The sequence below is a fragment of the Actinocorallia longicatena genome (assembly GCF_039534125.1).
GTDB lineage: Bacteria > Actinomycetota > Actinomycetes > Streptosporangiales > Streptosporangiaceae > Actinocorallia > Actinocorallia longicatena.
The window spans coordinates 376,961-390,723 of record NZ_BAAAUV010000003.1; the positions used below are offsets into that span (position 1 = coordinate 376,961).

Here is a 13,763-nt window from a genome sequence, read left to right on the forward strand (position 1 = left end):
GAACGGCGAACCGGGGCCGGACGGGCACCGAGCGAGGAGCGTCCGAGTTCCGCTAAGCTTGACGGGCGTTGGCCCTGTAGCTCAGGGGATAGAGCGTCGGTTTCCTAAACCGCAGGTCGCAGGTTCGAATCCTGCCAGGGTCGCCATCGAACCCCGCCATGCCGGACACCACCGGCCTGGCGGGGTTCTCGCATGTACCCGTCCGCGGCCGGAGCCGGATCAGAAGGTGGCCGCCAGCTCGGTCAGCCGCGTCTTCGAGGCGTCCGGGGTGAGCGCCGCGACCGTGAGATGCGTCATCGCCTCCTGGTAGGCGTCGACCTCGTCCGGCTTGTCGTACTGGGTCGCGGCCGTCTGCGAGGAGACGCACGCGATGTCCTTCAGGTCCTTGTCGGGGAAGCGGAGCAGGGTGAACGAGCCCGCCTGCGCCGGATGCGCCCCGCAGCCGAACGGAAGGATCTGGAGCGTGATCGAGGAGTGGGCCAGCAGATGCTCCAGCTGGGCCCGCTGAACGCCGTCCCGCCCCACCCGCCGGTGCAGGACCGCCTCGTCGATGACGGTCCACAGCCGCGAGCCGCCTGTCCGGAAGAACGCCCTCTGCCGGGCCGCCACGAGGGCCGCCCGGGCCTCCAGCTCTTCCTGGGACGCCTCGGGATGGGCGGCGGCCGCCAGCGCCGCGGCGTAGTCCGGGGTCTGCAGCAGCGCCGGGACGAACTGGGCGTCATAGGTACGGACCAGCGACGCCGACTCCTCCAGCCCCAGATAGGTGGCCTGCCAGGCGATCAGCAGCTCCTGGTACGGCTGCCACCAGCCCGGCGCGTTCGCCAGCGCGGCCAGCTCCATCAGCGGCAGCCGGACCGCCGGATCGATGATCTTGTAGAGGGTGAGGAGATCCGCGACGTCGCGTTCCTTGAACCCGACCCGCCCCAGTTCCAGCCTGCTGATCTTGCTCTCGGAGGCGCGGATGGCGTAGCCGGCCTCAGCACGGGTCAGGCCTCGAAGCTCGCGCAGGGCGCGGAGCTGGGCCCCGAGCTGCATGCGACGGGTCGTGGAGCCGGACGGCGTCATGGCGGGGATGCCTCACGGGTGGCCGACGAGGACGTCGGATTCAGCGGGGTGGGGTGGGTTGTCAACACGACTGACTGTCAGTCTGATTGCACGTGCATCTGCACGGCCCTGGATCCAGGGTAGCCGGTGTGACACGGTCCACGGAACTCACCCAGCGCATTCGTTCGTTCTCACCATGAGAGTACTGCGGGGCGATTTGCCCGGTTAAGTCGTATTTTAAAGGGCTTTACTGGGGATTTGCGAGTGACATTCCGAGGCCGTGATGTCCTGATTCTGACTCACGTCCGCGCGGGGGGAGGGGTGCCGATGAAGACGATGGAATCCAAGACCGAGCGTTATGAGCGCGACGTTCTACCGCTGGCCGATCCGCTTTACGCGAGCGCGGTGCGGATGACCCGCAACAGTGCCGACGCCGAGGACCTCGTCCAGGAGACCCTCACCAAGGCCTACGTGAACTTCCACCAGTTCCAGGAGGGCACGAACCTGAAAGCCTGGCTGCACCGGATTCTCACCAACAACTTCATCAACTCCTACCGCAAGAAGCAGAGGGAGCCGCAGCGTACCGGTTCGGACGAACTGGAATCCTGGCAGCTCGCCCAGACCGAGTCCGCCATCGCGGGCCTGCGCAGCGCCGAGCACGAGGCGCTCGACCACATTCCCGACTCCGAGGTGGTGGCGGCGCTCCGCTCCCTGCCGCCCGACTTCCGCAACGCCGTCTATCTGGCCGACGTCGAGGGCTACGCCTACAAGGAGATCGCCGAGATGATGGGGACCCCCATCGGAACGGTCATGTCCCGGCTGCACCGCGGCCGCAAACAGCTCCGCGAGGCGCTCGCCGAGACGAGCATCCCGGCCGCCCGCGCCGCCTGATCCCGGAAACGCCGTTCCGGCGGCCGACGAGAAGGACCCGCCCGCAAAGGCGGGTCTTTCCGTCTTCCCCGGCCTTCCACTCCCCGGGACCTTCTCGTTTTCCTCACGGAGAGGGATGGACACGCACTCGGCCCTGACCTGTTGAACATCGATAACTACCCTGAGTGATTTCCGTTCGCCTAAGGAGATCCCTCATGCCCCATCTCGCCGGAGCGCTGCTGGGCGGCGCGATCCTGTCCCTGATGCCGTTCGTCCCGGCGGCCGCCGGGGGGCCGTCGGTTCTGCGGCTCTCGGTGACGACGGGGCCGATCACCTTGGCGGGCGGCGGCGTCATCTCCTCCTATCGGGCGCTGATCCTCGACTGCGATCCGCCGAACGGCCACCACCCTCGTGCGGAGGAGGCCTGCGCCCAGCTCGAGGCGTCAGGGGGGCGGATCGAGCGGGATCCGGGCGAGGTGATCTGCACCGAGGAGTACGCCCCCCTGACGGTCGAGGCCGAGGGAACATGGCGCGGCACGGAGATCAGTTTCCAGCGCACCTATGGCAACGCCTGTGAAATGAGTGCCGCTACGGGCGCACTGTTTGATTTCTAGAGGCTAACCTCTTATGCCCGTTTTACCGGTAAGGTCCTCTTCAAGATCTCGCAGGGGAGGGCGCCGGCCAAGGCCCGGCTGCCCTCTTCCTGCGCCCGAGGAGGATTGCATGCGCCGTTCCGCCCTCGTGGTGGCGGGCTCGGCGACGGGTTTGCTCATGCTGGCCACCGCGCTCTCGTCCGCGTCCGCCGCTCCGTCGCCCACGCCAAATCCGGACTTCCGGATTCCGCGTCAGACCCTGAACTGGAAGCCGTGTCCACTCCCGGCTAATACCCCCCAGGAGTACAAGGCGCTCGAGTGCGCCAAGCTGTACACACCGCTGGACTGGCACAAGAAGAACGGCAAGAAGATCTCGCTGCAGATCACTCGCCTGAAGGCCCGGTCCGGCAACCCCAAGGGTGTCGTGTTCACCAACCCGGGCGGCCCCGGCGGTCCCGGCTGGTCCCTCCCCCTGGCCTTCCTCGACGCCGGCCGCAACAAGCTGCTCGACAACATGGACGTCATCGGCATCGACGTCCGCGGCACCGGTTACAGCACCCAGGCCGCGTGCAAGAGCACGAACTGGGGCAACAACCTCGACCCGCGCAACCGGTCGAAGGCCAACACCAAGAAGCTCCTCGCCGCCGCCAAGCGCGTCGCGGCCGCCTGCAACAACAAGGGCTCCGCCAAGAAGATCCCGGCCCGCCTGGTCAACACCCCCCAGACGGTCTACGACCTCGAGTGGCTGCGGATCAACCTGAAGGACTCCAAGGGCGCGGGCGTCAACAGGATCAACTGGGTCGGCTACTCCGGCGGATCCTGGATGGGCGCCTACTACGCCCGCTACTGGCCGAAGCACACGGGCCGGTTCGTCCTGGACTCCAACACCGACTTCACCAGCACCTGGCAGCGGATCTTCGCCGCCCAGCCGAAGGCGTTCCAGACCCGGTTCTACAACGACTTCGGCGGCTGGGCCGCCAAGTACAACGGGATCTTCAAGCTCGGCGCGTCGAAGAAGGCCGTCTACACGCGGTACGAGCGCGTCCGCAAGGCCATCACCAAGGCCAAGGGCGGCTACGCGACGCTCGTCTTCGACGACGGCAGCAAGCTGAAGGTGTACGCCAGCACGCTGGACAACATCATCTCCTCCAGCCTGTACGTCAAGGGCCAGTTCATCGACATCGCGAGCATCCTGTTCACGCTGTCGCAGGCGGCCAAGAACGCCGGCTTCCCGATCCGCCAGCAGACGACGCTCGCGGTGCACAACGTCGCCAATCCGCTCGCCGACCCCGAGGCCGGTTCGAACGCGACGTTCTACGACGTCACCTGCAACGACACCAAGTACGTCAAGGCCGGTCAGCTCGCCTCGTACACGGCGAAGAACGGCAAGAAGTACCCGCTGGTCGGCTACGGCAAGATCTTCGACCCCTGCGCCTTCTGGAAGCGCCCCTCCGGCGTCAACCTGAAGAAGATGAAGAGCGGGCCGAAGCTCCTGATGATCCAGTCGACCCACGACCCGGCCACCGCGTACTCCGGTGCGGTCAACGCGCACAAGAAGTACAAGAACTCGCGCCTGATCACCGTGGTCAACGAAGGCGACCACGGCATCTACGCCAGCGGCAACGGCTGTGTCGACAACATCGTCGAGGCCTACCTGGTCGACGGCGTCTACCCGGGCAAGGACGGCACCTGCCAGGGCCAGCCGATCCCGGCCCCCGACCTCGCCGGCCGCCTCCAGGCCCCCGTGACCAACATCCTCATCCGCAACAAGGGTTACGGCGACCTGCTCGAGCAGTAAACCGATCACCAGCGTTCCACCGGAGGACCCCGGCCGTACCGGCCGGGGTCTTTCGCATGTATCCGCTGGTCAGAGGGCGTCAATTCGCATGATTTCTTAACTGTTCGGGGCGAAGGATGGCTTAGCCTCCTTTTACTCGTTACCGAGGGTTCCGGCCGGGATGGCCGGGACCCTCTGCTCGTCTCCTCCCCTGGAAGGTCCCCTTTGCGTCGAATCGCCCTTGCCGGCGTCGTGGTCGTGGCGCTGGGCGCGCTGTCGCCCGTCGCGGCACAGGCCGCCCCGGCCCCCCTCTCCGTTCAGCACATCCCGTGGGTGAAGTGCTTCCAGCCCGACCCCGCCGCCGGTCCCGACGAGGACCTGGGCGAGTACGGGCGGCTGGAGTGCGGGGTCTACAAGGTCCCGCGGGACTGGGCGCACCCCGGCGACGGCAGGACGCTCGACATGATCGCCACCCGCCTGCCCGCCAGGAACGGGAAGGCCAGGGGCGCGGTCTTCACCAACCCCGGCGGGCCCGGGGCGTCCGGCACGATCATGCCGATGCTGTGGGGGCTGGCCAAGAAGTCCCGGCTCGCCGAGGAGATGGACCTCTACGGCATCGACGTCCGCGGCGTCTTCCAGCTCACCTGCGGCGAGAAGGGTCACGGTGACACGCCCGACTCCCGCGACCGCCGGCCGAAGAACGTCGCGCGGCTGCTGAGGCTGTCGAAGGCGATCGCGAAGGACTGCCAGGCCAGGCCCGCACAGCGGTACGTCACGACGGCTCAGACCGTCCGCGACCTCGACCTGCTGCGGTCCCTGATCGGCCAGGAGAAGATCAACTGGGTGGGCTACTCCGGCGGCAGCTGGCTCGGCGCCCACTACGCCGCCCAGTTCCCCCGGCGCACCGGCCGGTTCGTGCTGGACTCCAACGTCCAGTTCACCGGCGGCTGGCAGGAGGCCTTCAACCTCCAGCCGAAGGGCTTCGAGCGCCGGTTCCGCGAGGACTTCGCCCCGTGGGCCGCCAGGAACCACAAGAGTTACAAGATCGGCCGGACGGCGAAGCAGGTCATCGCGGTCTACGAGGGCATCCGCAGGGACGTCGCCCGCGAGCCCCTCCCCCTCTACGGCTCCGAACTGCGCCCCGCCGACGTCGACGGCCTCATCGCCGGCGCCATGTACGTCAAGGACGCCTTCCCCACGACCGGGACGCTGCTGGCCCTCATGCGCCGCTACACCGGGCTCGAGCCGAACGGCCGCGCCGCCGCCGCGGGCACGCTCAACGAGCTCGTCAGGAGCCTCAGGACGATCAGCACGCCGCTGCACACCGCCGCACCCGAGGACGAGGAGCCGCCGCGCGACTCCGAGGACGCCACCTTCTATGCGATCACCTGCAACGACACCGCCCACCGGGGCACGCCGAAGCAGCTCGCCGCCCGCAGCGCGAAGCTCGGGAAGAAGTACCCGCTGATCGGCTGGAGCACGATCATCGACCCGTGCCAGTACTGGAAGCGGCGGCCCGGCCTGGCCCTCAAGCGTCCGGGACGGAACCTGCCGGGCATGCTGATGGTCCAGTCGGTCCATGATCCCGCCACGCCCTACGAGGGAGCCCTGAAGGCCCACCGGGTGCTCAGGAACTCGCGGCTGCTGACCGTGAAGGGCGAGGGCGACCACGGCGTCTACTTCAGCGGCAACGCCTGCGTGGACCGGATCGTCGAGGCCTACCTGATCGACGGCAGGTTCCCGAAGAAGGACCTCACCTGCAAGGGGCTCCCGCTCCCCGGGGCCGGCGGCTCCGACGTCTTCTTCCGCGCCAGGAACACCCCGGCCAACCCCCTCCAGGCGATCGCCGGGCTCACCCGCGAGCACCCGATCACCCGCTGACGGAACGCGAGGAGGCCCGGCCGTCACGGCCGGGCCTCCTCGTCGTGCCGGAACTAGCCGGAACTAGTAGGACTTGCTGAAGATCACGCGCTTGCCGTAGGCGGAGGGCTGGTCGCAGCGGACGCAGGTGCCCTCGTCGGGCTCGCCCGCGTCCGGGATGCAGCGCGGGGTCGCCGCGGTCTCGGCCTTGATGTCGTCCTCGCAGGCGGTGCGGCCGCAGTGCAGGGCGACGGCCCAGCCCTGGGCGACCTGGGCGGCGAAGGCGTCCCAGCCGTCGACGGAGACCGTGCGGGAGTCGCGGAAGTCCTCGGCGCGCTTGAGCAGGAACGCCTGGAAGTCCTCGAGGATCGCCGGGATCGCCGAGGCGACCTCGCCGAGCGGGATCAGCTCCTTGCCCTGGCCCTCCTGCGTGGCGAGCCGGCGGGCGAGGGTGACGACGCCGTTGTCGATGTCGCGCAGGCCCAGCTCCAGCCGGACCGGGACGCCCCGCATCTCCCAGTCGTTGAACTTGAAGCCCGGCGACAGCTGCGGGCGCTTGTCGTCGACGAAGACCCGGACGCCCGCGGCGCGCAGCTCGGCGGCGATCTCGTGGGCCTTGGCCGCGGTGGTCTCGGCCTGCTCCTTGCGGCCCAGCGGCACGATGACGACCTGGTAGGGCGCGAGGCGGGGCGGGAAGACCAGGCCCTTGTCGTCGCCGTGGGTCATGATGACGCCGCCGATCATGCGGGTCGACATGCCCCAGGAGGTGGTGTGCGCGAGGCGCAGTTCGCCGTCGGCGTCCTGGTAGTCGATCTCGAAGGCCTTGGCGAAGTTGGTGCCCAGGTAGTGCGAGGTACCGGCCTGGAGGGCCCGGCCGTCCCGCATCATGCCCTCGATCGTGTAGGTGCGGACCGCGCCCGCGAACCGTTCCCCTGGCGTCTTCTCGCCCTTGACGACCGGCATGGCGGCGAGGTCGCGGGCGAGCTCCTCATAGGCGCCGAGCGCCCAGAGGGTCTCCTTCATCGCGTCGTCCTCGTCGGCGTGGGCGGTGTGGCCCTCCTGCCAGAGGAACTCGGTGGTGCGCAGGAACATGCGCGGCCGCATCTCCCACCGGACGACGTTCGCCCACTGGTTCAGCAGCAGCGGGAGATCGCGGTGGGAGTCGATCCACTTGGCCATGTACTCGCCGATGACGGTCTCGGAGGTCGGCCGCACGACCAGCGGCTCCTCGAGCTCCTTGCCCCCGGCGTGCGTCACGACGGCCAGCTCGGGGGAGAACCCCTCGACGTGCTCGGCCTCGCGCTTGAGATAGCTCTCCGGGATGAACATCGGGAAACAGGCGTTCTCGTGCCCGGACGCCTTGATACGGCCGTCCAGGTCGCTCTGGATCAGCTCCCAGACGCGGTATCCGTAAGGCCGGATCACCATGGTCCCGCGGACCGGGCCACGGTCCACGAGCTGCGCCTGGATGACGACCTCGTTGTACCAGGCCGAGAAATCTTCGCTCTGCGGGGTTACACCTTCACGACTCACAAAGGCGAGGTTACCGCCAACCGCTCCACAGCCCGCCGGGAGTTTCCGCGACGCCCGAAGAAGATCTCATGTCGCCGAAAGTCCCATGCGTGCCCCTAGAGGCAATAAGCTCAGCGCCATGAGTCACCCGGAACGGCCGAGTGGCGGCCTCGCCGGCGGTCTCGCCGCGCCCCCCGCATCGGCCGGGGCGTCCAGCGAGTCGCTGGCCGCTTTCGCCGCCAGAAACGGCCTTACCCAGAGTGCTGCGCGTCCCAACCTACGCCAGTACGTCAGCGACGTATGGAATCGTCGGCATTTCATCTGGATGTTCGCCTCATCCAAGAGCATGTCGATGTACACCTCGTCCAAACTGGGTCAGTTGTGGCAGGTCCTCACCCCCCTGCTCAACGCGCTCGTCTACTTCCTGATCTTCGGTGTGCTGCTCGGCACGAAGAAGAACATCCCCGACTACGTGCCGTGGCTGGTCACCGGGGTCTTCCTGTTCTCCTTCACGCAGCGGTCCGTGACGGCCGGAGCCAAGTCGATCGGGACCAACCTGTCCCTGATCCGGGCTCTGCACTTCCCGCGGGCCACGCTGCCGCTCGCCTACACGGTCGTGGAGCTCCAGCAGCTCCTGGTCGCCATGGGCGTCCTGATCGTGATCGTGCTCGGCTACGGGGTGCTCCCCACGCTCAGCTGGCTCCTGATCATCCCGATCGTCCTGCTCCAGCTCCTGTTCAACGTGGGCCTGAGCATGATCGTCGCGCGGATCGGCGCGTTCACCCGCGACATCACCCAGCTGATCCCCTTCGTCCTGCGGACCTGGCTCTACACCTCCGGCGTGATCTTCTCGCTGGCGAGCGTGACGGAGAAGACCGCGGTCGTCCAGGAGAACCCCTGGATCAAGAACCTGATGGAGGCGAACCCCGGCTACGTCTACGTCGAGCTCGCCCGTCAGGCCCTGATCCCCAAATACGTGAGCCAGACCGATCCCCAGGTCTCCATGGACCAGCCGGGGCTATTGTGGATCTACGCGGTCGTCTGGGCCGTTGTCATGCTGGTCGGTGGTTTCTACTGGTTCTACCGGGCTGAAGAGAGGTATGGGCGTGGCTGAGACCAAGCAGCGTCCCCGTCCTGTGGACACACCCGTGCAGATCGATCAGTCGCGCAATCCCATCGTGGTCGTCGACGATCTGCACATCGTCTACAAGGTGTACGGAGCGGGCGGCGAGCGCGGTTCAGGCGCCAGTGCCCTGCTCCGCGTCCTCAAGCGCCAGAACCGGCCGCAGACGACCGAGGTGCACGCGGTCAAGGGCGTCTCGTTCGTGGCCTACAAGGGCGACGCGATCGGGATCATCGGCACCAACGGCTCGGGCAAGTCGACGCTGCTGAAGGCCATCGCGGGACTGCTGCCGCCGCACACCGGCGGGGTCTACACCGACGGCCAGCCGTCGCTGCTGGGCGTCGGGGCGGCGCTCATGAAGGACCTCACGGGCGAGCGCAACATCATCCTCGGCTGCCTGGCCATGGGCCTGTCTCCGGAGGAGACCAAGGGCAAGTACCAGGAGATCGTGGACTTCGCGGGGCTGAAGCCGGGCTTCATCCAGTATCCGATGAACACCTACTCCTCCGGCATGGGCGCGCGCCTGCGGTTCGCGATCGCGGCCGCCCGCACCCACGACGTCCTGCTGATCGACGAGGCGCTCGCCACCGGTGACGCCAAGTTCAAGCGGCGCAGCAAGGCCAAGATCGAGCAGCTCCGCAAGGACGCCGGCGCGGTCTTCCTGGTCGCCCACCAGCTCGACGTCGTCGAGGAGACCTGCAACCGGGTCCTCTGGCTGGACGACGGCAAGATCATCATGGACGGCGATCCCCATGAAGTGATCTCCGCCTACACCGAGGCGACGGGCAAGTAAGCCTTCTAAAGTGGCCTCCATCCGATCGTGATGGAGGCCCTTTCTCATGCCAGCCCCGATTCCGTACGAGTTCCTGAAGCCCGTTCCGGCGTTCGATCTGACCAGCACCGACGTCCAGGACGGCGGGACCCTGTCGCAGGACCAGGTCTTCGACGACTGGGGCCACAGCGGCGGCAACATCTCCCCGCAGCTCGCCTGGTCCGGCTTCCCCGAGGGCACCCGGAGCTTCGCGATCACGGTCTACGACCCCGACGCGCCCACCGGCTCGGGATTCTGGCACTGGCTCACCTGGGACATCCCCGCGGGGGTCACCTCCGTCGAGCGGGGAGCGCCCGAGATCGGCACGACCGGCCGCAACGACTACGGCCAGAACGCCTTCGGCGGCGCCGGTCCGCCCGCCGGCGAGACCCACCGCTACATCTTCGCCGTCCACGCCCTGGACGTCGCCGAGCTCGGGGTCCCCGCGGACGCCACGACCGGCCAGATCGGCTTCAACATCGTCGCCCACACCATCGGCCGCGCCTACATCGTCGCGTCCTACGGCTCCTGACGCCGGAACGCACGAGGACGGGCCCCGCCGGTGCGGTCCGCCCGGAAGCCCGTCCTCGTGCCACCCACTTCGACCCGGCTGCAAGGTGACGAAATCAGGTCACCTAACGATGCCCGCCCCCACTATCAATCCACTATCGGCCCGGCCGATCACCTGGGCTGCGAGGCCGCGGGACCTAGAATCGGGGCATGGAGGACGGGCCGGGCCGGGTGCCCCGAGTGGTCGCTTGGCTGGCCGCGGTCGCGGCCGTGACCTATTCGTCCTGGGTGCTGGGGTTCCTGCTCCGGCCGGGACTCGACGTGATCGACGGCTATGTGAGCGAGCTCTCGGCGAGCGACCAGCCGCTGCACTGGGTCTTCGCGGGCGGTGATCTGGTCACCGGAGTGATCATGATCGGGGTGTCGATCTACGCGCTGGTGATGCTGCGGCGGCTCCCCTGGGCGGTGGCCGGGTGGATCTTCCTGCTGCTGTTCGGGTTCTGGGCCATCGGCGACGCCACCTTCTCGATGGACTGCGCGCCGAGCATGGACACCGCCTGCGCGCTGCGGGAGCGGGCCGGGCAGGTCTCGTTCTCGCACGGCTTCCACTCCGTGACGAGCTCCGCGGTGATCACGTGCGGGATCGCGGCGCTGCTGTGCCTGTCGATCGCGGCCCGGCGGTACGGCTGGTGGCCCGCGCTGGCCCGGTGGGGCTGGCCGCTGGCACTGGTCGAGGCCGTCGCCGCGGCGGGGACGCTGGTGCTGATGTGGGCGGGCCGGTGGCTGGGGCTCGTCCAGCGGATCCAGATCACGATCCTGTGCCTGGGGCTGTTCCTGATCGCCTGGGCGCTGTGGCAGCGGCCGCGCCCCCGCCGGGCGGGCCGGGCGGCCGGGCGGGAAGAGGCGGCGGTGTGATCGTCGCCGGGGTGCACGCGGTGGAGTCGGGTGACGGGCCGCCGGTGCTCGTGAGCAGCGGGCTCGGCGGGGCGTGGTTCGACTGGGAGCAGGTGCGGGCGCTGCTGCCCGGGCCGCGGGTGCTGGTGTTCGACCGTCCGGGGCTGGGCGAGAGCCCTGCGTCGGCCGAGATCCCGAGCCTGCGCCGCGAGGTGGACCTGCTGCGGGCGCTCGCCGAGTGGCTGGGCGAGCCGGTCGTGCTGGTCGCCCACTCGATGGCCGCCTTCCACGCCGAGGCCCTCGCCCGGATCCATCCGGAGCTGGTCAGGGGCGTGGTCCTGGTCGATCCGAGCTGTGAGCCCGGCGCCCGCGCCAGGCGCCATCTGACGGCGGCCCTCGCCCCGCTGGCCGGGGCGGTCGGGGCGGGGCTGGAGATCACCGGGCTGGCGCGCCTGTGCGGGCCGTGGAGCCGCCGCCGGGTGCTCGCCCTGATGAGCGTCCGGGGGGACCACACGACGCCCCCAGAACTGATCAAGGACGTCTTCGGGCACGGCGCCGTCTACGGAACCATGATCGCCGAGAACACGGCCTATCCGGAGATGGCCGCCGATCTCAACGCCCTGCGCGGCCGCGCTCCCTTCCCGCCGGTCCCACTGGAGGTGATCACCGCCCTGGGCGGCGTCGGCGACCCGGAGCACTGGGAGCGGGCGCACGCGGACCTCGCGGCGATGAGCCCGCTGGGCCGCCGGACCGTGCTGCGCAAGGCCCGGCACATGGTCATGCTCGACGCGCCGGAGTCCGTGGCCGCGGCCGTCCAGCGGGTACTGTCCTGACGCATGGTCCGCCGCCTCGCCCCCGCGCTCGCCGCGCTCCTGCTGCTGACGGCCTGCACGGCCTGCGCGGAGGAGAAGGCGGTGGCCGAGCGGGTCTCCGAGGGCTCCCTCAAGATCGCGATGAGCAACGGCTCCGCGGCCGAGCTGAAGGCGCTCGGCTACCGGGTCCGCGGCGGGATCGGCTGCCGGACGCTCGCCGGGAACACCCTGGCCCATGTCCGGGTGGAGTGCTCAGGGACGACCTCGGACGGGCAGCCGATCAGGGTCGAGGGCACCGCCACCGAAGCCGACACGACGCACCCCGAACAGGACTTCGTGATCACCGTCGGCGGCCGGGAGGTCCTGCACAAGGACTGTCTCGCCACCGGATGCAAAGATAAATGATCTTGCAAAAGCCGGCGTCCCGCCGGTGTGGCGCGGCGCGCGACGGGTCAGGTAACCCGGCGTGACGAACAAGAAGCTCCTGGTCGCCGGCATCGGCGGCATGATCGTGACCGGCCTCGTCGTTGCGGTGGCCATGCTCTTCGTGTTCAACAAGTCTCTGCGATACGAGACCCAGGCGGAGATGCTCGCCGCGGTGCCGAAGACGGCCCAGGCCGAGCTCGACACCCGAGGACACAAGCTGGCCCAGCCGCTGGCCTGCCACACGATGGAACAGGCCACCGAGAAGCAGATGCTGGTCAACTGCGAGGCCACCACCGCGGACAGGAAGCGGGTCCAGGTGTTCGGGGCGGCGCTGGCGGCGTCCCAGGACGAGTACTACACGATCCTGGTCGGCGGGAAGCCCATCGTGAAGAACGCCCACTGCCTGGGTGCAGACTGCAAGGACTGAGTTGGACACGTCCTTGAGGAGTAGAGCGTGCTGCCTGTCGCGCTGGACTGCATGGGCGGCGACAACGCCCCCCGCGAGATCGTCGCGGGAGCCGTCGCCGCCTTCCGCGAGCACGACGTGCCGCTCGTCCTCGTGGGCCCGGCCCGCCGCATCCGCGGGCTGCTCGCCGAGCACGGCATGGCCGGGCAGATCCCGATCGTGCACACCGACGAGTCCCTCGACATGGACGAGGGCGCGCTGGCCTCGTGGCGCAAGCCGCGGTCGACCGTCGCGATCGCCTGCGAACTGATCAAGCACGGGAAGGCCGGGGCGCTGGTCTCGGCGGGATCGACGGCCGGGGTCGTGGCGACCTCGGCCGTCCGGCTGAAGACCGCCGTGGGGATCATGCGGCCCGCGATCGCCGTGACGCTCCCCACCAGGCCGCGGCCGACGGTCCTGCTCGACGCCGGCGCCACCGCCGACGCCAAGCCCGAGATGCTCGTCCAGTTCGCGATGCTCGGCACCGCCTTCGCCCAGATCCGCCTGGACGTCCCGCACCCGCGCGTCGGCCTGCTGACCATCGGCGCCGAGGCGGGCAAGGGCAACAAGCTGTCCAAGAAGGCCCAGGAGCTCCTGTCCGCCGCCCCGATCGAGTTCGCGGGCAACGTCGAGGGCCACGACCTGCTGCGCGGCCGGGTCGACGTCATCGTCACCGACGGCTTCACCGGCAACATCGCCCTGAAGACCATGGAGGGGACCATCCGGGTCGCCGTGAACGAGCTGCGCGCCGCGCTGACGGGCAGCCGCACGGCGAAGATCGGAGCCGCCCTGCAACGCAAGGAACTCCAGGCGCTGACGGCCCGTTTCGACAGTGAGACCTACGGCGGGGGCGTCCTGCTCGGCCTGAACGGCGCGGTGGTGATCGCGCACGGGGCGGCCGGGGCCCGGGGCATCGCGGCGGCCTGCAAGCTGGGCTACGACCTGTCCGTCGGAGGGCTGACCGAACGGGTGAAAGACCAGCTCCACGCGGCGACGAAGCCGTCGAGATTCTCCCGCAGGCACCCCGCGGACCCGGTTGGGGGGCCACCCGCCGGGGGATGATCACCTTGATTCGGGGGGATCTTG

At 68.9% G+C, this 13,763-nt stretch carries 14 protein-coding genes and 1 tRNA gene; 13 read left to right on the forward strand and 2 right to left on the reverse strand.

Annotated elements, in window-relative coordinates; all coding sequences use genetic code 11:
• Positions 1–70: 70 nt before the first annotated feature.
• Positions 71–146 (forward strand) — tRNA-Arg (locus ABD785_RS07395).
• 73 nt (positions 147–219) lie between these two features.
• Here the strand turns inward: ABD785_RS07395 and ABD785_RS07400 are convergent.
• Entirely contained in the window at positions 220–1,035 is an 816-nt protein-coding gene (locus ABD785_RS07400; RefSeq protein ID WP_344823681.1) for a helix-turn-helix domain-containing protein, read from the reverse strand.
• A gap of 336 nt (positions 1,036–1,371) precedes the next feature.
• On the opposite strand from ABD785_RS07400, the gene ABD785_RS07405 reads away from it, so the two are divergent.
• From ABD785_RS07405 to ABD785_RS07420, 4 genes are all read left to right on the forward strand, one after another.
• Positions 1,372–1,935, forward strand: a complete 564-nt coding sequence (locus ABD785_RS07405) for a sigma-70 family RNA polymerase sigma factor (protein WP_344823685.1) — start codon at positions 1,372–1,374, stop codon at positions 1,933–1,935.
• A gap of 194 nt (positions 1,936–2,129) precedes the next feature.
• Positions 2,130–2,528, forward strand: a complete 399-nt coding sequence (locus ABD785_RS07410; RefSeq protein WP_344823688.1) for an SSI family serine proteinase inhibitor — start codon at positions 2,130–2,132, stop codon at positions 2,526–2,528.
• Positions 2,529–2,637: 109 nt separating this feature from the next.
• Positions 2,638–4,305, forward strand: a complete 1,668-nt coding sequence (locus ABD785_RS07415; RefSeq protein WP_344823690.1) for an alpha/beta hydrolase — start codon at positions 2,638–2,640, stop codon at positions 4,303–4,305.
• A gap of 204 nt (positions 4,306–4,509) precedes the next feature.
• Positions 4,510–6,165 carry an alpha/beta hydrolase gene (locus ABD785_RS07420; RefSeq protein WP_344823693.1) on the forward strand — a complete coding sequence of 552 codons (1,656 nt, stop codon included), beginning with the start codon at positions 4,510–4,512 and terminating at the stop codon, positions 6,163–6,165.
• A 63-nt stretch (positions 6,166–6,228) separates the two neighbouring features.
• Here ABD785_RS07420 and proS read toward each other — a convergent pair whose 3' ends face one another.
• The gene (proS, locus tag ABD785_RS07425; protein ID WP_344823696.1) at positions 6,229–7,677 is read right to left on the reverse strand and encodes a proline--tRNA ligase; all 1,449 of its coding nucleotides are present in this window, start codon (positions 7,675–7,677) and stop codon (positions 6,229–6,231) included.
• 304 nt (positions 7,678–7,981) lie between these two features.
• On the opposite strand from proS, the gene ABD785_RS07430 reads away from it, so the two are divergent.
• From ABD785_RS07430 to plsX, 8 genes are all read left to right on the forward strand, one after another.
• Positions 7,982–8,770 (forward strand): ABC transporter permease, encoded by a 789-nt coding sequence (locus tag ABD785_RS07430; protein WP_344823699.1) that lies wholly within the window; start codon positions 7,982–7,984, stop codon positions 8,768–8,770.
• Positions 8,771–8,804: 34 nt separating this feature from the next.
• Entirely contained in the window at positions 8,805–9,572 is a 768-nt protein-coding gene (locus ABD785_RS07435; protein ID WP_425547744.1) for an ABC transporter ATP-binding protein, read from the forward strand.
• A gap of 46 nt (positions 9,573–9,618) precedes the next feature.
• The gene (locus ABD785_RS07440; RefSeq protein ID WP_344823705.1) at positions 9,619–10,122 is read left to right on the forward strand and encodes a YbhB/YbcL family Raf kinase inhibitor-like protein; all 504 of its coding nucleotides are present in this window, start codon (positions 9,619–9,621) and stop codon (positions 10,120–10,122) included.
• Positions 10,123–10,310: 188 nt separating this feature from the next.
• Positions 10,311–11,015 (forward strand): DUF998 domain-containing protein, encoded by a 705-nt coding sequence (locus tag ABD785_RS07445; protein WP_344823708.1) that lies wholly within the window; start codon positions 10,311–10,313, stop codon positions 11,013–11,015.
• On the forward strand, positions 10,952–11,827 hold the full coding sequence (locus tag ABD785_RS07450) for an alpha/beta fold hydrolase (protein ID WP_344823711.1): 876 nt from the start codon (positions 10,952–10,954) through the stop codon (positions 11,825–11,827). Before ABD785_RS07445 ends, ABD785_RS07450 begins: the two co-directional genes overlap by 64 nt.
• Positions 11,828–11,830: 3 nt before the next feature.
• Entirely contained in the window at positions 11,831–12,211 is a 381-nt protein-coding gene (locus ABD785_RS07455; protein WP_344823714.1) for a hypothetical protein, read from the forward strand.
• Positions 12,212–12,272: 61 nt separating this feature from the next.
• Entirely contained in the window at positions 12,273–12,659 is a 387-nt protein-coding gene (locus ABD785_RS07460; protein ID WP_344823717.1) for a hypothetical protein, read from the forward strand.
• A 27-nt stretch (positions 12,660–12,686) separates the two neighbouring features.
• A complete protein-coding gene (gene plsX, locus ABD785_RS07465; protein ID WP_344823720.1) occupies positions 12,687–13,739 on the forward strand; it encodes a phosphate acyltransferase PlsX in 1,053 nt (350 codons plus the stop codon).
• Positions 13,740–13,763 lie beyond the last annotated feature (24 nt).